At 40.6% G+C, this 19046-nt stretch carries 17 protein-coding genes; 5 read left to right on the top strand and 12 right to left on the bottom strand.

Translation table 11 applies throughout. The features are described from left to right. Nucleotides 1–199: 199 nt before the first annotated feature. Nucleotides 200–1102 (bottom strand): AEC family transporter, encoded by a 903-nt coding sequence (locus QUF94_RS13110; protein ID WP_289316244.1) that lies wholly within the window; start codon nt 1100–1102, stop codon nt 200–202. A gap of 260 nt (nt 1103–1362) precedes the next feature. Here QUF94_RS13110 and QUF94_RS13105 point away from each other — a divergent pair, with 260 nt between their 5' ends. From QUF94_RS13105 to QUF94_RS13095, 3 genes are all read left to right on the top strand, one after another. Then, entirely contained in the window at nt 1363–1815 is a 453-nt protein-coding gene (locus QUF94_RS13105; RefSeq protein ID WP_289318367.1) for a nucleoside deaminase, read from the top strand. 32 nt (nt 1816–1847) lie between these two features. Further along, nucleotides 1848–3614 carry an adenine deaminase gene (gene ade, locus QUF94_RS13100; protein WP_289316243.1) on the top strand — a complete coding sequence of 589 codons (1767 nt, stop codon included), beginning with the start codon at nt 1848–1850 and terminating at the stop codon, nt 3612–3614. A 145-nt stretch (nt 3615–3759) separates the two neighbouring features. Next, nucleotides 3760–4818, top strand: a complete 1059-nt coding sequence (locus tag QUF94_RS13095; RefSeq protein ID WP_289316242.1) for a lactonase family protein — start codon at nt 3760–3762, stop codon at nt 4816–4818. A 65-nt stretch (nt 4819–4883) separates the two neighbouring features. On the opposite strand, the gene QUF94_RS13090 is transcribed toward QUF94_RS13095, so the two are convergent. From QUF94_RS13090 to QUF94_RS13070, 5 genes are all read right to left on the bottom strand, one after another. Beyond that, a complete protein-coding gene (locus QUF94_RS13090; protein ID WP_289316241.1) occupies nt 4884–5681 on the bottom strand; it encodes an endonuclease I family protein in 798 nt (265 codons plus the stop codon). A gap of 93 nt (nt 5682–5774) precedes the next feature. After that, the gene (locus QUF94_RS13085; protein ID WP_289316240.1) at nt 5775–6389 is read right to left on the bottom strand and encodes an NUDIX hydrolase; all 615 of its coding nucleotides are present in this window, start codon (nt 6387–6389) and stop codon (nt 5775–5777) included. Between the two features lie 582 nt (nt 6390–6971). Beyond that, entirely contained in the window at nt 6972–8312 is a 1341-nt protein-coding gene (locus QUF94_RS13080; protein WP_289316239.1) for an aspartate aminotransferase family protein, read from the bottom strand. A 70-nt stretch (nt 8313–8382) separates the two neighbouring features. Next, nucleotides 8383–9840: a CoA-acylating methylmalonate-semialdehyde dehydrogenase gene (locus QUF94_RS13075; RefSeq protein ID WP_289316238.1), complete on the bottom strand. Its 1458-nt coding sequence runs from the start codon at nt 9838–9840 to the stop codon at nt 8383–8385. Between the two features lie 199 nt (nt 9841–10039). Then, the gene (locus tag QUF94_RS13070; protein ID WP_289316237.1) at nt 10040–10588 is read right to left on the bottom strand and encodes a GNAT family N-acetyltransferase; all 549 of its coding nucleotides are present in this window, start codon (nt 10586–10588) and stop codon (nt 10040–10042) included. A gap of 122 nt (nt 10589–10710) precedes the next feature. On the opposite strand from QUF94_RS13070, the gene QUF94_RS13065 reads away from it, so the two are divergent. Together QUF94_RS13065 and QUF94_RS13060 are read left to right on the top strand one after the other, a co-directional pair. Beyond that, nucleotides 10711–11667, top strand: coding sequence for a D-2-hydroxyacid dehydrogenase (locus tag QUF94_RS13065; RefSeq protein ID WP_289316236.1), 957 nt, complete (start codon nt 10711–10713; stop codon nt 11665–11667). A gap of 184 nt (nt 11668–11851) precedes the next feature. Then, nucleotides 11852–12052: a cold-shock protein gene (locus tag QUF94_RS13060; RefSeq protein WP_029714163.1), complete on the top strand. Its 201-nt coding sequence runs from the start codon at nt 11852–11854 to the stop codon at nt 12050–12052. A gap of 218 nt (nt 12053–12270) precedes the next feature. On the opposite strand, the gene QUF94_RS13055 is transcribed toward QUF94_RS13060, so the two are convergent. The 6 genes from QUF94_RS13055 to QUF94_RS13030 form a co-directional block, all read right to left on the bottom strand. Next, nucleotides 12271–13125, bottom strand: coding sequence for a crotonase/enoyl-CoA hydratase family protein (locus QUF94_RS13055; protein ID WP_289316235.1), 855 nt, complete (start codon nt 13123–13125; stop codon nt 12271–12273). 214 nt (nt 13126–13339) lie between these two features. After that, nucleotides 13340–14332 (bottom strand): ABC transporter ATP-binding protein, encoded by a 993-nt coding sequence (locus QUF94_RS13050; protein ID WP_289316234.1) that lies wholly within the window; start codon nt 14330–14332, stop codon nt 13340–13342. Nucleotides 14333–14345: 13 nt separating this feature from the next. After that, the gene (locus QUF94_RS13045; protein ID WP_289316233.1) at nt 14346–15359 is read right to left on the bottom strand and encodes an ABC transporter ATP-binding protein; all 1014 of its coding nucleotides are present in this window, start codon (nt 15357–15359) and stop codon (nt 14346–14348) included. 49 nt (nt 15360–15408) lie between these two features. Next, the gene (locus QUF94_RS13040) at nt 15409–16338 is read right to left on the bottom strand and encodes an ABC transporter permease (RefSeq protein WP_289316232.1); all 930 of its coding nucleotides are present in this window, start codon (nt 16336–16338) and stop codon (nt 15409–15411) included. Beyond that, nucleotides 16338–17267, bottom strand: a complete 930-nt coding sequence (locus QUF94_RS13035) for an ABC transporter permease (protein ID WP_141994689.1) — start codon at nt 17265–17267, stop codon at nt 16338–16340. Before QUF94_RS13035 ends, QUF94_RS13040 begins: the two co-directional genes overlap by 1 nt. A gap of 133 nt (nt 17268–17400) precedes the next feature. Beyond that, entirely contained in the window at nt 17401–19035 is a 1635-nt protein-coding gene (locus tag QUF94_RS13030) for a peptide ABC transporter substrate-binding protein (protein WP_289316231.1), read from the bottom strand. Nucleotides 19036–19046 lie beyond the last annotated feature (11 nt).

Below are 19046 nucleotides of genomic sequence, written 5' to 3'. Positions count from 1 at the left end.
ATGGAATCCAAAGCCATCATTTCGTTCCTTAACCTAGACGCGTATGATAATCATTACTCCACCTGCTTACTATAAGTGGAATTTGCCTAAACTTGATCATCAACGGCAATGCATGTAATCCGGATTCCTGCGCATTTGTAAGGAATTCTCCGCCTCGTGTATATATTAAGTTTGCCCGCATAATCAGAATGATAATCTTCTATAATACAAAGAAAAAGATGATCGGAAGCGTAATCAAGCTTAATGAAGTACTAATGAACGTAGCACTTGAGACGAATTCAGGTTCTGTATTGAATTGGAGCGCATACATCGTAGTGTTGGCCGCCGTTGGCATGGCAGCTACGATAATCATGATATGCCTGACCATTTCATCCACTGGTAAGGCAAGTGATAACAGGAATGCAATGGCTGGCGAAACAGCAAGTTTAAGAAGAAGTGAAACTGATAGCTTACGATAGGCAATTTTTCTCAGTGAAATGTTGGCTAGCTGCATTCCGAGTGTAATCATGATTGTTGGGATTGCTGCATTTGCAACAAGGTTAATAGCTTCCATAACCGAATTGCTTAATGGAATTTTTACAAACTGAAAAACCGTACCTGCAATAGCTCCATACACGATTGGCATCCTGAATACTGCTTTAAGCGCTGTTTGGACTCCGTTACCTTCCGGGCTGCCCTTCGCTGCGAAATAGATGCCTATGGTGCACATGACTAACTGCTGACCCACCATCAGGATGATTGCATAATCGAGTCCTGCTGCACCGAATAACAGGAAAATGACTGGTGTTCCGTAATTCCCGTTATTCATGAATGCCGATGCCAATATCATGCCGCTTGTTTCGGTGACTGAATAATTACGGAAAAATGATATGATATAGACTACCAGTATGAGAGAAAGACAGAGTACTATCGTGAAAAGGAACAGATAAAAATAATCAACCGTAAATTCAGCGGAATAAAAAGTTCGGAACACAAGAAAAGGTGACATTAAATATAATGCCATCGTGGAAATCGATTTTGTATCAAGTTTAAACTTTTTCTGACCGACGTACCCTAAAACAAAAATACCGAATATCGGTAGAAGAACGCCCAAAAATCCCATACATCTCACCTTCATAATCCTATGATTTTCTTATAACAATATCAGTTTTATCATTATTTGTAAAAATTCTTTCAAACCGTTCCTGATTCCAACGTAATATATCCTAACACAAAATGATTTTTCTTTATTTTCAGAAAATTATATTCAATTTTTGTCTATATATGGTATATTATTTATTATATTTACGTTAATAAACGTAACATCAACACTATTGGTTTATTAATAAATGAAGGGGTGCTTTTTTAGTGGATATAAAATTCATGGAGATGGCTGTTCGGCTAGCAAATGAAAATGTATTGGCAAAGAACGGAGGACCTTTCGGTGCTATAATCGTAAAAGACGGCAAAGTTGTAGGAAGAGGATGTAATAATGTGACAACAGCCAACGATCCCACAGCTCACGCCGAAGTACAGGCGATACGTGATGCATGCAGGAATCTCAATAGCTTCCAGCTTACAGATTGTGAAATATACACTAGCTGCGAACCTTGTCCAATGTGCATCGGTGCCATTTATTGGGCACGACCAAAAGCCATTTATTACTCATGCACTAAAGAAGACGCTGCACTTATTGGCTTTGATGATCACTTTATATACCAAGAACTTGCCCTGCCAATGAAAAACCGCACTATTAAAATGGAACAAATGTCTTTCAATGACCACGATTTACCATTCCGGACATGGGAGACCCATATTGAAAAAGTAAAATATTAAAATGTTATATCTTTGCCAAAGGGGTTACGAATATGAAAAAAAACTTGCTTAAAAGGAGAATAGACGTCGCCGCAGGCAAAACGCCTGCAGACTGCGTCATTAAAAACGGGCAAATCATAGATGTATTCAATGGTGATACCTATTCAGGCGACATTGCCATTGTCGATGGTTTTATTGCTGGCATTGGGAGTTATGAGGGTATTTCAGAAATTGATGCTGCTGGAAAATTTGTATCCCCTTCATTCATTGATGGCCATGTCCACATTGAATCTTCGATGGTCAGGCCTTCTGAACTCGCAAAAATCCTCCTTTTACATGGTGTGACCAGCATCGTTGCAGATCCTCATGAAATAGCCAATGTTTCCGGTAAAAAGGGCATTCATTATATGATTGAACAATCCGGCCAACTTCCTTTTGACTTCTACTTCATGATGCCATCTTGTGTACCTGCTACGGAGTTTGAACATTCTGGCGCTGTCTTAAGAAGTGAAGATCTAAATTCATTTTATCGAAACCCGAAAGTGCTTGGTTTAGCCGAAGTGATGAATTTCCAGGCCGTTTCACATACGGAGGATGATATGCTGCAAAAATTATACGATGCAAATAGACTAGGCAAAAGCATTGATGGCCATGCAGCTGGATTATCCGAACAACAGCTCAATGTTTATATGAGTGCCGGCATTAAAACGGATCATGAATGCACTACAGCGGAAGAGGCAAAAGAAAGACTGCGAAAAGGAATGTATCTTATGATCAGGGAAGGCACTGTTGCCAAAGATTTATTAAACCTGGTTCCAGCCATTAATGAGCTGAACTCCCGCCGTTGTTTATTCGTCACCGACGACCGGCACCTCGATGATATTGTTTCTGAAGGAAGTATCGATCACAACGTTCGACTTTCCATAGAAAATGGTATCCCACCAATTACCGCGATTCAAATGGCGACCATCAATGCTGCAGAATGCTTTGGTTTAAAGGAACATGGTGCTATAGCACCCGGATACAAGGCAGACTTCCTTCTATTAGATGATCTCGATACAATCATCATCCATTCGGTCTTTAAAGAGGGAAAACCTATTGTCCAAAATAATCGATTACTGAACTTTCCAGCTGAAAAGGAACAGGTTATTGACGACGGTTTGAAGCACTCCGTTAAATTTCATGAAATAACGGAAGACGATTTGGCGATACCTTTTAATAATAATCTTGCTAATATTATTGAGATTACTCCAAACAGTTTGATTACAAAGCATTCGATTGAACCGGTTACACTTAATCATGATGGTCTATTCCAGTTCTCTGAACATGTTGATCATATAAAACTGGCAGTTATTGAACGGCATCATATGACCAAACAATTAGGTCTTGGAATCGTCAAAGGGCTTGGTTTGAAATCAGGCGCAATTGCCACTACAGTAGCCCATGATTCACATAATTTAATCATTGCCGGCACGAATGACCAAGATATGCTAAGGGCAGCAAAGGAAATCAAAAAGATGCAGGGTGGATTGGCCGTAATCCAAAATGGGAAAATACTAGCTTCCCTTCCCCTTCCAATAGCTGGATTGATGAGTGAATGCACATATATGGATGTGGTTCATTCATTGAAACGAATCGATGAAGCCCTTTTGAAACTCGGTGCCAACAGGCATTTCAACCCTTTCCTTACACTTGCGTTCTTGGCGTTACCTGTCATCCCGGAAATTAAACTGACGGATCAGGGCTTATTTTCCGTTTCTGAGTTTAGGCATATTCCTATTGAAGCCGTTATGCCTGCCGATAAGTTCAATCTACTTTGACCCCCTACCCGGGGGTTTTTCCCATTCACCCCCAAAATTTCTATATGAATAATGTTATAACTCAACTTAAATCGGGAAAAGGATATAATGGGTATCATCTATGTTAAAATAAAAAAAACACAAATCTTTCTTGGAGGAGATAAATATGGCAAAACAGGATCAACAGACCATCATTGGATATATTGGCACTTACACAAAAGGAAACAGCAAAGGTATTTATCGCTTTACTTTAGATACAGCAGAAAGAAAACTCAGTACACCGGTTCTTGCAGCAGAATTAACTGATCCGACTTATCTCGCCATCAGCCAGGACAAAAAGAATCTCTACGCCATTTTAAAAGAAGCGGGCAGCGGTGGAGTTTCTTCCTATTCGATTAATGAAGAATCGGGTGAACTTACCTTCTTGGGCAAACAATTGACACCGAATGGCTCTTCCTGCCATATAAGTGTCGACAGCAAGAAACAGATCTTGATCACTTCCAGTTATGGAGATGGCCTGATTGAATCATATCCGCTTCATGACAATGCGACCCCTTTGCCAGTATCATCCACCATTCAACATGAGGGTCAAGGACCGAATGAAGAACGTCAGGAAAAAGCACACACTCACTTCGCTGGTTTCACACCGGATGAAAGGTTCATTGCTGTAGTCGACCTCGGAATAGATAAAGTAATAACCTATAAAATACATAATGGGGTTTTGGAAGAAGTAAACAGTTTATCTGTTGCTCCCGGCAGCGGACCGCGGCATTTGACCTTCCACCCAAACGGAAAATTTGCGTATGTCATGGCAGAACTTGTACCGGAAGTCATTGTTTTGAGCTTCGATAGTCTATCAGGAAGCTTTTCTGAATTGCAAACGGTTCGGACCGTTCCGGAAGATTTCAAGGAAAATAACCAAGGAAGCGCCATTCATATTTCTGATGACGGGGAATTCATTTATGCCGCAAACCGCGGACATGATAGTATTGCGGTTTACCAAATCCATCAAGAAACAGGCAAACTGGCATTCGTGGAACTGGTTTCTACCGAAGGACATTGGCCACGTGATTTTTCATTGGACCCAAGCGGAAAATTCCTGATCGCTTCTAATGAACAATCAGGAAACCTGACACTATTTGCACGGAATGAACAGGACGGAAAATTAACATTGTTGCAAAAAGATGTTCAAGTTCCCTTCCCTGTTTGTGTAAAATTCCTTTAGTTCTATAATTAAAAAAGGATTGAAGCTTTTACCACAGCTTCAATCCCTTTTTTATAAACCCTTCTTTAATTCCATTTCTCCGCCATTTCCGGAAAATCTATAAATGGGTTTCGATTACCCTGAATTTCATGTATAGCCTGGTTTCTATGTTTTTCATAAATGCTGACCGGAAAAAGCCGGTGCCATTCCAAAAGCAGTGCCAGGTTAACTTTGCCGCTATCGATGATTCCCTCATACCTTAATAAAAAATACATGGTAGCTCTCGCTACGATACCTTTTCCGTATTCAGGTTCGAATTTACCTTCATCAGATTTCCCGCAACCCGGCTTTATACCGGCAGCCGATGCTTCTGGGATATAATCCTCAAAATCATAGTATGGATAGTTACTCCGGCTGCTGTTACAAGTTGGTTCACAAGCGAACAGATGGTGCAAATCTCCCCTCATCGGTTCTTTTTTATTGAACCATGATTGAGGTACGACATGTTCACAATTAACGAGCATGTTGTCCATCTTTGTTGATTCAATGCCTCTTGACAACACTTCAAGTATACGGATATCTTCCTCAATGACTTCCACAGGATCCATTCCTTTTCCGGAATACAGACTTTTCAGCTTGCCATTTTCCTGTAAGTCCACCCAAGGGTAAACATGACGATGTGGTGAGTAGTTCAGCTGGTTTTTATGGGTTGTCACAAGCAGCTCCTTCAGTGCTTCTCGGTCCAAGGAACCATTTTGATAGTATACTTTCTTAAGTTCCTGATCTTTGGATTCATCATAGTATTCGCGGTTTTCATTGAAGTTCACAAACGCAGCCATTGCCATTGCCCGTTCTTTTTCAAGTACTTCAAAACTATTCTTCATCCACTCATCTCCCCACTTATATTAAAACCTAACTTTTACCATATTTAAAGTTTAATAGAAATAGAACGAAAAAAAAAGGTGCTTTAGAAGGGTCTAACGAAGAATTTCAATAAAATGGGTAAGGATTTTTGCTGTCATTCCCCAGATTACACGATCGTTATATAAGTAAAAATATTCTTCCATCTGTTTTGGCTGCCATTTATAATTCTCACCGCCAAAGATTAAATCATGGGGGAAGTTTTCATGTGGTTCCACTTTATACTTCACATGATATATCTCTGGCGGTTTTTCCATGAAAAAGGATAGCGGGACCGTAAAAATGGTCTCTACCTCAGCTGGATTTGGTATTATCCGTTGATGGTCACGAACAAATCCTGCATAAGGATAAACAATCATGCCAAAAGGAGATACCAAATAATCAATTGGAAAGACATTATAGATATCTTCTTTATTTAAATTAAGTTCCTCGTATGTCTCCCTTAGTGCAGCCGCCTGTTCATCATGGTCCAACTTGTCTATTTTACCGCCTGGAAAACAGATATCCCCCGGCTGCCTCCTCAGTTTGTGTGAACGCTCTTCAAATAGAACGTGTATTCCATCTTCCTTCTCTATTAGCGGTACCAATACGGCATACTTTGAAAAATTCCCACTCCCTAAAATTTCAGGGTTATGTAATGTGAGTTTTTTTGTTATATCTTCAGTTTTCATGTCCCTCACCTCTTCTGACGGAATATTGACGATATTAGATCGGTTTATTTTCTACCACTCCTTATCCTTCCATTTTCAAACATACGCTATAACTAAGCAAGGAAAACGATTCCAATATGTTCCCTTTAATTCGTAATAGATTGCTTAACCTCTATATTCTTGGTATTTCATACAAAATAGGCCCTCATCATCCAAGAAAAAGAGGAATTAAACCTTTTTCCATTACAAATCTCTCATTTCATTTCCACGTGGAAATTATATTCTTTAATAACCTATGTGATTAGCTAATTTATGGATGGACGATCACTGATAGGGTTTTTTCACTATTGATGGGATGCACATCATCCATATGGATCATTTAACAATAGATAAAAGCACCGGTCAAAGTTCTGAACGGTGCTAAAACGAAACACAGCAGTCTCAATTAAAAAGTAAAGACTGGATCCAATCTTTGTTAATTTACAAAACCGAATGTATAAGAGAATATCAATAGGTCTATTTAGCAATCCACTTTAATACTGAATTTCAGAAATTCAATTCTTGACCACTCATTCTATTATTTCTGAAGGTTCGTAATATTTATTATAGTTCTGCTAGCGTTCGCTTTACTGTCGTTACGATGAATAAGAAGTCCTCTTCAGTTATGCTAAGTGGAGGAGCAAGGGTCAGGACATTATTGAAGCCTGCTACCGTATCACCATTTTTACCTATGATCAGCCCTTTTTCTTTGCATGACACAATCACTTTATTGATTTTGGAAAGTTCGATCGGCTGTTTTGTCCCTTTATCTTCAACCAGTTCAATTCCTACCAACAATCCTTTCCCACGCACATCGCCAACATTAGGATGAGATTTGATTTCTTCAAATTCTTGCAGCAAGCGAAACCCTAACTCTTTAGAACGTTCTATAAGTTTTTCATTTTCATATATTTCAATATTCTTCAAAGCAAGGGCACAGGAAGCTGGATTGCCACCAAAAGTATTTACATGACGAAAGCGGTCATAATCATCGGTACCGATGTATGCTTCATAAATCTCACGTTTGACGGCTGTGGCGGATAATGGCAGGTAAGCGCTAGTGATTCCTTTAGCCATTGTTACGATGTCCGGTTTTACATCATAGTTCATAAATCCGAATTTCTTCCCAGTACGGCCAAACCCGCAAATGACCTCATCCGAAATGAGAAGGACGCCATTTTTCTCACAAATTTCTTTCACACGTTTCATATATCCATCAGGTGGCATCAAAACTCCGCCTCCTGTGATGATAGGTTCCATTATTACCGCAGCCACCGTTTCGCTCAACTCCCATGTAATGGTACGGTCAATTTCCGCCGCACTTTTTTCGCCGCTTTCATCCTCTGGATTTCGGTAAGAATCAGGCGGTGATACATGAAGAAATCCTGGGGCGAGTGGTTCATATTTATACTTCCGCTGCGCCTGCCCGGTAGCTGCCAGGGCTCCCATCGAATTTCCATGATAGCCGCGATAACGGGAAATGAATTTATAACGTCCATGTTCACCTTTTTGCTGATGATACTGCCGAGCAATTTTAAAAGCAGTCTCATTTGCTTCTGAACCGCTGTTAGAGAAGAAAATCACATAATCCCCACCCAGCCATTCATTTAACTTCTCTGCTAGCTTAATAGCAGGAATGTGGCTGTTCGTTAAAGGGGCATAAGGAAGTTCCTTCAACTGTTCGTAAGCTGCTTCAGCGAGTTCCGTTCGACCATAACCCACGTTGACACACCATAACCCTGACATCCCATCCAAGTAGCGATTTCCATCAACATCCGTTATCCATGCTCCTTGCCCGTTTTTGACCACCATTGTCCCAGGGTTGGGTTCAGCCCCTTTCATATGATGCCAAACATATTTGCCATCCATCGCCTTAAGATCCTGACCCTGTTTTTCAACCTGCATAAGCCACACTCCCCCTATCATAATGTATAAAGGAGGGCCGACCACAAATTGCGTCGACCCCTTTTTCATATTAGTATCTTGCCGTTAACATTTTCTTTCTAGTGTAAAATTCCACTCCGTCTTTTCCATTGGCATGAAGGTCTCCATAAAATGAACTTTTATAGCCGGAAAATGGAAAGAATGCCATTGGTGCGGGTACCCCAAGGTTAATACCAAGCATTCCTGCATCAATTTCTTCACGAAATTCCCGGATGGCTTTTGCACTATCCGTATAGAGGCAGGCACCATTTGCAAATTCGGATTGATTGGTCAAATCGATTGCTTCTTCAAGGGTATTAACCCGTACTATGGATAAGACAGGGGCAAAAATTTCATCCTTCCATATTTTCATGTTTGTATTTACATGATCAAATAATGTCGGTCCAACGTAATAGCCATTTTCCTGATCGCCTTCATTCCTGCCATCACGAAGGAGGACAGCTCCTTCTTTTTCCCCAATTTCAATATATTGTTCTGTTCTCTTTTTATGTGTATCACGGATCACGGGTCCAAGGAAAACGCCCTTATCCATTCCATTTCCAATCTTGATTTCATCCGCTGCAGCCTTTAATCTCTCAACGAGCGAATCTCCCACTTCTCCCACTGCAACAACCACCGAAGCAGCCATGCAGCGCTCGCCTGCAGATCCGAAAGCGGCATTGGTTATGTTCGTTACCGCATTTTCCAGGTCTGCATCAGGCATGACGATTGAATGGTTTTTCGCTCCTGATAAAGCCTGGACACGTTTTTTATTGGCAGCTGCCGTTTTGTAAACATACTCTGCGACAGGCTGGGATCCTACAAAAGATACCGCTTTAATGTCTTCATGTTCCAAAATCCCGTTCACGACATCATGGGCACCATGGACAATATTGACGACACCATCCGGAACACCGGCTTCCGTCAATAATTCTACAAGACGGTTGGCTAAGAGCGGTGTCCGTTCTGAAGGTTTTAAAATAAACGTATTGCCACAGGCTATTGCAAGCGGGAACATCCAACATGGCACCATCATTGGGAAATTAAACGGCGTAATGCCGGCAACGACACCCATTGGATAACGGTACATGCCAGATTCAATGCCTGGGGAAATGTCAGGAAGCTGACTGCCCATCATTAGGGTAGGCGCACCTGCAGCGAACTCCACGCATTCAATCCCACGTTGAACCTCACCATATGCTTCTGTATAGCTTTTTCCATTTTCAATCGTGACCAGCTTTGCCAGTTCATCCCAGTGTTCTATCAATAATTGCTGGTAACGGAATAAGAAGCGCGCCCTTTTTGGCACGGCCACCTTTTTCCATTCTTTATACGCATTTTTAGCAACCTTCACCGCTTGGTTTACATCTTCCCTTGTGGAAAGGGGTACGATTGCCAATGCTTCTCCTGTTGCCGGATTTGGCACTTCTTCATGTTTCGATGTTGAGGAATCCACCCATTTGCCACCGATATAATTTTTCAACGTTTCTACATCATTGATAACTGCCATTAAAGAAACCCTCCATTTCAACACGATTTCATAGTTTCATTATATTTTTCAAACGGACTTTTTACATTAGACGTTTTGTATAGTTTTTAATTCAATATTTGCACATATTGTTTGTTTTTGATTTTCCTATATTCATGAAAAGAATTCACCATGTAGAATCTCCTTTGTGCTTTCCCTTTACCGGAAGCCCTCACACCCATCATTTAATAATCGAGTATAGCTTTAGGTCTTGATGCTTTCCCTTAACAAACATTCCTTTTCTTATGATTCCCTCAAAAGACATACCCGCCTTTTGCATGACTCGCTCTGAACCAAAATTTTCAACGAAGCAGCGTGCTTGTATTCGAACCAGGTTCATATTTTCGAAGCCAAAGGCAATTATCTTTTGGGCTGCCTCCGTCATTAAGCCACTCCCCCAATATTCGGGTGCCAATACATACCCGATTTCGGCATTATGATGATTAACCTGCCATGAAACAAAGTCAATAGTACCAATCAACTTACCACTTTCCTTGTGTTGTATGCCCCATGGAGCGATTTTCTTATCCTCATAATTTTGTAGGATGAATCTGATAAAATCCTTTGTATCACTTAGTGAACGATGCGCTTCCCATGTGACGTAGCGGGAAACTTCACTGTTGGATGCATACGCGAACATGTCTTCTGCATCGCTCATGGTGACTTTCCTCATAACCAAACGTTTTGATTCTATAATAGGCAGCTGTCCATATATGTCTTTGACGTTCATGATTACACCCCATTCCATTAATTATCAGTATTATAACAAGATTGTGAACCCCAACCTCTTTCCCAATTGAAATATTTTTGAAATTTACGTATAATTCAGAAAAATGATCTCGGAGGATAATTATGCCAAAAAGAAAACTCATAATAAGCCAAAACTTGAATGTGCTCTTATTACAGAAGATTAAAGAATTGGTTCCCGAGTGGACTGTCATCACCGGAAGATCTTCGGAAATATGGAAGGATCATCTAGCCGATGCTGAAGTGATCGCAGGCTGGAAAACGGAAATGGCTGAATCCATCGATGCAAGCGAAGTAAAATGGATCCAGACATGGAGTGCCGGAGTGAATGCCTTACCCCTGGAAAGTTTGGAACAAAAGAACGTGCAGATTACAACTGCAAATGGCGTCCATGCCTATCCCATTTCAGAAACCATTTTCGCGTTAATGCTTGCCTTAACAAGGAAAATAGATACATATATTAAGCAACAGCAGGTGAAGACTTGGCATCACGCAAATATGAAGCAGGAAATTCATGAAAAGACCATCGGGATCATCGGTGTTGGAAAAATCGGAAAGGAAACAGCTAAAATTGCCAAGGCTTTTGGCATGTCCGTATTAGGAATGCGCCATTCCGGTAAATCTGAAGAATTTGTCGATGAGATGTTCACACAAAATCAATTGAATGATCTCCTTCCTAAGTGCGATTATATTGTCGTGACATTACCATTGACCCCAGAAACACGGAATATGTTCGGGAAAAACGAATTCCGACTAATGAAGCCCTCCGCTTTTTTCATTAATATAGGAAGGGGAAATCTCGTTATTCAAAACGAATTGGTCCAAGCTCTCAAGGACAAAGATATTGCTGGAGCTGGACTTGATGTGTTTGAAACGGAGCCACTTCCTGGGAAGAGCCCATTATGGGAGATGGACAATGTAATCATCACGCCGCATACATCCGGTAATACGGAATTTTACGACCAACGGCTTTTTCAGGATATTTTCATGCCGAATTTAGAGAATTACCTAAATGGTAAACACCCCTCAATTAATTTACTTGATTACAGAAAAGGGTATTAAGAATTGTACAACACTATGCACAATAAATAATCTTACTTTGTTTGCTTGCAGATTCCGACATTATCTGTTATATTTAAAAAGAATTATTTTTGTTCGGGAAGATTGATAAGTGAAACACTTTTCGTCTAATGATTGAGCAAGGGTAGTAACACAATGTGTGGATTCACACTAGGAGGCAACAACAATGGAACAAGGTAAAGTAAAATGGTTTAACGCAGAAAAAGGATTTGGCTTCATCGAACGCGAAAACGGAGACGATGTATTCGTACATTTCTCAGCTATCCAAAGCGAAGGATTCAAATCATTAGACGAAGGTCAAGAAGTTACTTTTGAAGTTGAGCAAGGTCAACGTGGACCCCAAGCTACTAACGTTCAAAAAGCATAATTTTAAATACAATATATAACGGACTCTACTTGTAGGGTCTGTTTTTTTTGATTAAAAAGCAAAAATAAAAAAACCCTATTCGCGGGGAATAGGGGAACATGAAACAAGTTTAGTAAATGGTAAACACAGTATAACACACTAAGAAAAGAAACCCTAATTTATCCGAAAAGTAAAAATTATCACTCACTTCCACAGGCTCCCTGACTACCATTCATGTCTTATTTCTTATCAACTTCATATGTTCGATCCGTTCCCCATGGGTAAAACGGAGGCATATCGGTGCTGCTTTTCATTTTGAAATCAGCTTTCCTTTTTTCCAAGAACGCTTCAATCCCTTCTAGTGCATCCGCTTGTTTTCCGGTCCAATGAATCATTTTCGATTCTATTTTATGTGATTCAACAGGATGGTTAGCACCGAGCATGGTCCACATTAACTGCCGGGATAACGTCACGGAGACAGAAGATGTATTTTCTGCAATGTCTGATGCAATCTCCATTGCAGCAGACATCAATTCATCCGGCTCGACGATCTTGTTTACCAACCTTCCCTCATATGCTTCACTGGCCGAAATCATCCTGCCGGTAAAAATCCATTCGGAAGCTTTACCCATTCCGACAAGCCTAGGCAAGAACCAGCCGCTGCATGCTTCCATCGTTATCCCTCGCCTCGCAAATACAAAACCCATTTTTGAATCTGTTGAAGCAATTCTAATGTCCATGGGCAAAGTCATTGTGATACCAATCCCAACTGCCGCTCCATTAATGGCCGCTATCATAGGTTTCTTCATTTCAAAAATCCGTAATGACAACATCCCCCCTGCATCGCGGTATTCAACCAAAGGAGTGTGATCCATAAAGGTTTCTGCACCTTTTTCCAAATCCATTCCAGCACAGTAAGCATCCCCAGCGCCAGTTATAATTACGGCTCGTACGTCATCATTTTCATCCGCTTCATCAAAAGCATGGATCATCTCCTCACACATCTTTTCATTGAAAGCATTCATTTTTTCAGGACGATTAAGAGTAACAATCATGACTCGATCGACGATTTCACTAGTTATCGTGGAATACAATATCAGTCTCCTCCTTCTCTCAAAAATTGAAATATTCAACAGATTTTTAATTTTACATATAATTACATTTTATATGTTTTATTTTCAGATTCCTAGTTATTTATTTTTACAAACTGATAATTAATTTAGTCTGCAAAAATAATCGCTTCTATCTAAAATATTTTACATAAATATGTAAAAAAAGACCAGTCGCAAATGCAACTGGTTTTTTTATTTACCAATATAAATGACAAGCAACGAAATGCCCCGGTTTTTGTTCTTTCCATTCAGGTGCAGCACTGGAGCATATCTCCATCGCTTTTGGGCAGCGAGTGCGGAATACACAGCCACTTGGCGGATTGATCGGACTTGGTACATCGCCTTTAAGTACGATTCTTTCCCGTTTAATAGTGGGGTCTGGAATCGGCACTGCAGAAAGCAAAGCTTGCGTGTAAGGATGCAGCGGATCTTTCGTTAAAGAATCACTATCCGAAAGTTCCATCATTCTTCCAAGATACATGACTAAAATGCGATCTGAAATATACTTGACCATCGATAAATCATGAGCGATGAATAAATAAGTCAATCCCATTTCTTTTTGTAGCTCTTTTAATAAGTTAACTACTTGAGCTTGTATCGAAACATCCAAGGCAGAAATCGGTTCATCACAGACGATGAATTTTGGATTTAAAGCCAACGCCCTTGCAATTCCAATACGCTGGCGTTGTCCACCGCTGAATTCATGCGGAAAACGAGTGATATGTTCCGGACTTAAACCAACCAGCTTCAACAGGTCTTCCACTCGTTTTTTTCTCTCTTTACCTTTTGATATCCCATGAATGGCAAGTGGTTCCCCAATCAATTCCTCCACCTTCATCCTTGGGTTCAAGGAAGCGTAGGGATCTTGGAAAATCATCTGTATTTCACGGCGGATATGTGACATTTCCCCCGGTTTGTAATCGAAGATATTTTTTCCCTGAAACAGAACTTCTCCGTCTGTCGGTTCATAAAGTCGGGTAATTGTACGACCGGCAGTCGATTTACCACAACCGCTTTCCCCAACAAGACCGACCGTTTCCCCTGGGTAGATTTTGAGATCCAAACCATCTACCGCTTTCAGCGACTGAGAACCAACAGGAAAATATTTCTTCAAATTCTTAATTTCAACAAGAGGAGAATTTTCGTTGACTGTCTTTTCTTTTACTGACTTATTTTTTAGTGAAACCATTGGTTCTCCTCCTTTATACATTAGTCGGTGCTTGTACCTGTGTTGCTTTTGCCATTGGGTGGTGTAGCCAGCATGCGGCTGTCTGTCCCACTTCGACTACTTCAAGTTCCGGATCATGGTCTTTGCACACTTTCATTGCGGATTCACATCTTGGATAAAAAGGGCATCCTTTTGGCGGATCCAATAAATCGGGCGGTGATCCGATAATGGGAACCAACGGTGCCGTTTTTTCCATATCCAGCCTTGGCACCGTTTTAAGCAAGCCTCTTGTATATGGATGCTGTGGGTTTGAAAAAATAGCTTCTACTGTACCCGTCTCCACAACCTTACCTGCATACATGACGACTACCCGTTCGCAAGTTTCCGCAACCACACCTAAATCATGAGTGATTAAAATGATGGAAGTATCCATTCTGCGTTGGATATCTTTCATCAGTTCCAAAATTTGCGCTTGTATCGTTACATCCAATGCCGTTGTAGGTTCATCGGCGATTAATAATTTCGGTTCACAAGCTAGAGCCATTGCTATCATCGCCCTTTGGCGCATACCACCTGAAAATTCATGTGGATATTGCTGCATCCTTTTTTCCGGCTGAGGAATACCTACCAGTTTAAGCGTTTCCAACGCCCGTTCGTATGCATCTTTTCGGGCCATATTTTTATTATGCTTTAAAATGCCTTCCATGATTTGGCTGCCGATTTTTGTCGTTGGATTGAGGGAAGTCATTGGATCCTGGAAAATCATGCTGATTTCATTTCCGCGAATCTTCTGCATTTCCTTTTCACTCATTTTAATAAGGTCTTTGCCGCCAAAGTTTATTGACCCTTTTCCATACTCTGCTGGGGGTGTTTCCAGTAATCTCATGATGGATTTAGCAGTAACACTTTTGCCGCATCCGGATTCTCCAACAATGGCAACGGCTTCCCCTTTTTTCACTTCAAAGTTCACGCCGCGAACTGCTTGGACTTTTCCTGCATAAGTATGGAAGGTGATGTGTAAATCTTTGACTTCCAATAGGTTCTCCATCATCGTCCCTCCTATTCTAGTAATATCAAATCTTTATGTTAGGACTCTTTTATTTCCGTAGTTTTGGATCTAGGGCATCCTGCAGTCCGTCACCAGCCACATTGAACGCGAACATGGTTAAGGAAATCAATATTGCCGGGATTAAAAGTTGATAGAAATTCCCTACCAAAATGCTTCCCAGGGCATCACTTGTCAATGTTCCCCAGCTTGCCTGAGGCGCTGGCACTCCCAATCCCAAAAAGCTTAGAGTAGCTTCGGCAAAAATAGCAGTGGGTACAGTCAACGTTAAATTGACAAGGATCGGTCCCATTGTATTCGGAATCATGTGTTTTCTTAAAGTCCAGCTCGTATTGGCTCCAGAGATGGTTGCTGCATGGATATATTCATTCTCTTTTAGTTGTAAAACCTGTCCCCTTACCAGTCGCGCCATTGGAATCCAGCCTGTAATTGACATCGCAATGATGATTGGCAAAATACCAGGTTTTAATACGACCATCATTAAGATAACCATCAATAGGTATGGAATCGCATAAATAACTTCAGCAAACCGCATCATGATATTATCCGTGCGTCCACCACGAATGGCTGAAATCCCGCCATAAAGGACACCAATCAAAAAGTCAATCAGCGCAGCCATCAATCCAATGAACAAGGATATCCTTGCACCATACCAAGCTCGCGTGAATAAATCCCTACCTGCTGAATCCGTTCCAAACCAATGCTCGGCATTGGGGCTAAGATTCTTTTTCTCGAAATCTTGTCCATAATAAGTATATCCGTTAATATATGGCCCAAAAATCGCCATTAAGACCAAGAGGATAATAAGAACAAATCCCGTCATCGCCAGTTTATTTTCTTTAAAGCGACGCCAGACGTCAGACCAATATGAAACTGTTGGTCTGGCAATTCTTTCTGCTTCCTTAAAGTTTCCTTCAGCGGGTTGGAACATATCTTCGGTTAAATGCACTTTATCTGCCATTATTTCTTCTCCCCCGTCACTTTTATTCTCGGATCAATCAACGTATAGGCTATATCAACGATGAATATTAAAAGGATAAGCACCGCACTATACACAATTGTGGAACCAAGAATGACCGGGTAGTCTCGGTTGGATATTCCCTTTACGAACATATCTCCCATGCCCGGAATACCAAAAATACGTTCAATGATGAAGCTTCCTGTCACGATATTAGCAGTCAGGATACCCAGGATTGTGATAATCGGCAATAACGCATTCCGAATGGCATGTTTGATAATGACACCGCTCCGTTTCAATCCTTTGGCCTTTGCTGTCAAAATGTAATCCTGTCCCATTACTTCAAGCATGCTTGTCCGCATCAATCTCGCGATGAAAGCAAGAGGCATCATTGATAGGGCAATGGATGGTAAAATGGTATGCTGCCATGTCGCCCATGTAGCAACAGGGAATATATTCCATTTTATTGCAAAATAATTGATTAAAATAGTCGCCAAGATAAAGTTAGGAACAGAGATCCCTACGATGGCAATGACCATTGATAAATAGTCGGGCCATTTATTTCTTTTCAGTGATGCCACTACGCCCAAAATGAGCCCAAAGAAGATGGCAATCACCAATGCTTGTGCCCCTAAGTGCAAGGACACTGGAAAACCCTTCAAAATGTAATCATTCACGGAAATGGAAGAGGATTTCAATGAAGGACCAAAATCAAATTGAACGACTTCCAATAAATAATTCCCATATTGGGTCAACAACGGCTTGTCCAATCCATAGTGGACTTGAAGGTTTTCATATACAGCAGGAGGCATAGCTCCTTCTTTAGCAAATGGATTTCCCGGAATCGTATGCATTATGATGAACGTTAATGTTATAACAGCCCATAAAGTAATAATCGCCCATTTAAAACGATTTAATGTATATCTCAACATGGTAATCACCCCAATCATCGATTTTCTAAGGAGTTGAAAACGGAAATGAATTCATGAAATATTCAAATTCGCAATTGAAAAATGGGGTATGTCCTAAATCGGACATACCTCCCATTTCACTTTTATCCTTCTATTACTTTTTATCCGCGTAAATAAAGTTCGGATAAGCATTAATCGGAGCAAAAACTCCAGTAACATTCGATTTAACCATATATGGTTTTGTATAGAAGTAAACCGGAAGGATCGGCATTTCTTCAATCAGAACTTCCTCTGCTTTATGTAAAGCAGCCATGCGTTCTTTTGGATCCATTGTAGATTTTGCCTCTTTTAATAAACCATCATATTCTTTGTTCGACCAATTTGCATCATTATAGGCACCGTCCGTTTCCCAAAGCATGAAAGTCATTGGGTCAACATAGTCACCAACCCATCCTGCACGGGAAATTTCAAAGTCGCCAGCTTTTTCACGATCAAGCTTAACTTGGAATTCTGCATTTTCAAGTGTCACTTCAACACCCAGGTTATCGCGCCACATTCCTTGAACGGCTTCAGCAATTTTCTTATGAGTATCTAAAGTATTATACAAAATTGAAAAATCAGGTAATTCTTTCATGCCTTCTTCAGCAAGACCTTCTTTTAACAATTTCTTGGCTTCAGCAACGTTTTCCTCAAATAGGTTACCTGTATTTTCCTGGAAATCTCCAGTTGCATCAGGAATGCCCGGCGGGATTACTCCAAAGGCAGGTTTTTGACCACCTTGAGCAACATTTTCAGTAATTTTTTTACGTTCGATAGCCATTGAAAGCGCTTTCCTGACTTTTGCATTATTGAAAGGCTTTACTTCAGTATTAAAGTTGTAATAGTAAACAGCAAGTTCTGCGCCGTTTTTGAATTCTTTGTCGCCAGAATTAACCAATTGTCCTTGCACATCCACTGGCAGCGGATAAGCGATATCCAATTCGCCACTCTGATACATTTGCCATGCTGTATTTTCATCTTCAATCAGAGCAAAGTTAACTGCATCCAATTTAATTTTGTCTTTATCGTAGTAATTTTCATTCTTTTCGATTTTCAGGCTTTCTTTATGTTTCCACTCCGTTAATTTGAATGGACCGTTCGATACGTGTGTTTTTGCATCCAAAGCCCATTTAGGATTTTCTTCCTGTACCTTTTTATTGATTGGATAGAAAGTATAGAAGGAAGTCAAGTCAAGGAAATATGGTGTAGGCTGCTCCAAAGTAACCTCTAATGTAAGGTCGTCAGTCGCTTTAACTCCTACGTCCTCTTCCTTCCCTTTTTTACTGTTGTAGGCTTCCCCACCTTTAAGATAATAAAGTTGGTAAGCATAATCAGCAGCTGTTTCCGGTTTCAAAGCATATTTCCAAGCATATTCGAAATCATTAGCTGTAAGCGGGTCTCCATTTGACCATTTCAAACCATCTTTCAATTTGAATGTCCATTTTAATCCATCTTCACTGATTTCCCACGATTCTGCAGAACCAGGTACGATTTTGCCTTCTTCTGTTTTCTTAGTCAATCCCTCAAACGTATGTTCAAGGATCCATGATTCATGAGTACCTTGAGCATTGGCAGGGTGAAGCGAACCAGGTTCACTTGAGTTGTTTACGTTTAACACTTTTGATTTGGCTGAGTCACCCGAGCCGCCTTCTTTTTCATTCGAAGTTTCCTTCGAACCGCCGTTGCATGCCGCAAGAATAAGCATGATGGCCATAAGAAGAGCAAGCACTGAAAATTTAGACTTTTTCAAAAAATATTCCC

The sequence above is a fragment of the Peribacillus sp. NJ4 genome, from assembly GCF_030348345.1.
Classification (GTDB): Bacteria; Bacillota; Bacilli; order Bacillales; family DSM-1321; genus Peribacillus.
The sequence above is the reverse complement of the archived record's forward strand: the minus strand, read 5'-3'. Positions and strand labels throughout refer to the sequence as shown.

What these genes read in the sequence shown, in the direction of transcription:
- ade (WP_289316243.1), top strand. Translation starts at nt 1,848, where the DNA reads ATGAAAAAAAACTTGCTTAAAAGGAGAATAGACGTCGCCGCAGGCAAA.
- QUF94_RS13050 (WP_289316234.1), bottom strand. Translation starts at nt 14,332, where the DNA reads ATGGTTTCACTAAAAAATAAGTCAGTAAAAGAAAAGACAGTCAACGAA.
- QUF94_RS13075 (WP_289316238.1), bottom strand. Translation starts at nt 9,840, where the DNA reads ATGGCAGTTATCAATGATGTAGAAACGTTGAAAAATTATATCGGTGGC.
- QUF94_RS13090 (WP_289316241.1), bottom strand. Translation starts at nt 5,681, where the DNA reads ATGAAGAATAGTTTTGAAGTACTTGAAAAAGAACGGGCAATGGCAATG.
- QUF94_RS13080 (WP_289316239.1), bottom strand. Translation starts at nt 8,312, where the DNA reads ATGCAGGTTGAAAAACAGGGTCAGGATCTTAAGGCGATGGATGGCAAA.
- QUF94_RS13085 (WP_289316240.1), bottom strand. Translation starts at nt 6,389, where the DNA reads ATGAAAACTGAAGATATAACAAAAAAACTCACATTACATAACCCTGAA.
- QUF94_RS13045 (WP_289316233.1), bottom strand. Translation starts at nt 15,359, where the DNA reads ATGGAGAACCTATTGGAAGTCAAAGATTTACACATCACCTTCCATACT.
- QUF94_RS13040 (WP_289316232.1), bottom strand. Translation starts at nt 16,338, where the DNA reads ATGGCAGATAAAGTGCATTTAACCGAAGATATGTTCCAACCCGCTGAA.
- QUF94_RS13035 (WP_141994689.1), bottom strand. Translation starts at nt 17,267, where the DNA reads ATGTTGAGATATACATTAAATCGTTTTAAATGGGCGATTATTACTTTA.
- QUF94_RS13095 (WP_289316242.1), top strand. Translation starts at nt 3,760, where the DNA reads ATGGCAAAACAGGATCAACAGACCATCATTGGATATATTGGCACTTAC.
- QUF94_RS13060 (WP_029714163.1), top strand. Translation starts at nt 11,852, where the DNA reads ATGGAACAAGGTAAAGTAAAATGGTTTAACGCAGAAAAAGGATTTGGC.
- QUF94_RS13110 (WP_289316244.1), bottom strand. Translation starts at nt 1,102, where the DNA reads ATGGGATTTTTGGGCGTTCTTCTACCGATATTCGGTATTTTTGTTTTA.
- QUF94_RS13105 (WP_289318367.1), top strand. Translation starts at nt 1,363, where the DNA reads ATGGAGATGGCTGTTCGGCTAGCAAATGAAAATGTATTGGCAAAGAAC.
- QUF94_RS13065 (WP_289316236.1), top strand. Translation starts at nt 10,711, where the DNA reads ATGCCAAAAAGAAAACTCATAATAAGCCAAAACTTGAATGTGCTCTTA.
- QUF94_RS13070 (WP_289316237.1), bottom strand. Translation starts at nt 10,588, where the DNA reads ATGAACGTCAAAGACATATATGGACAGCTGCCTATTATAGAATCAAAA.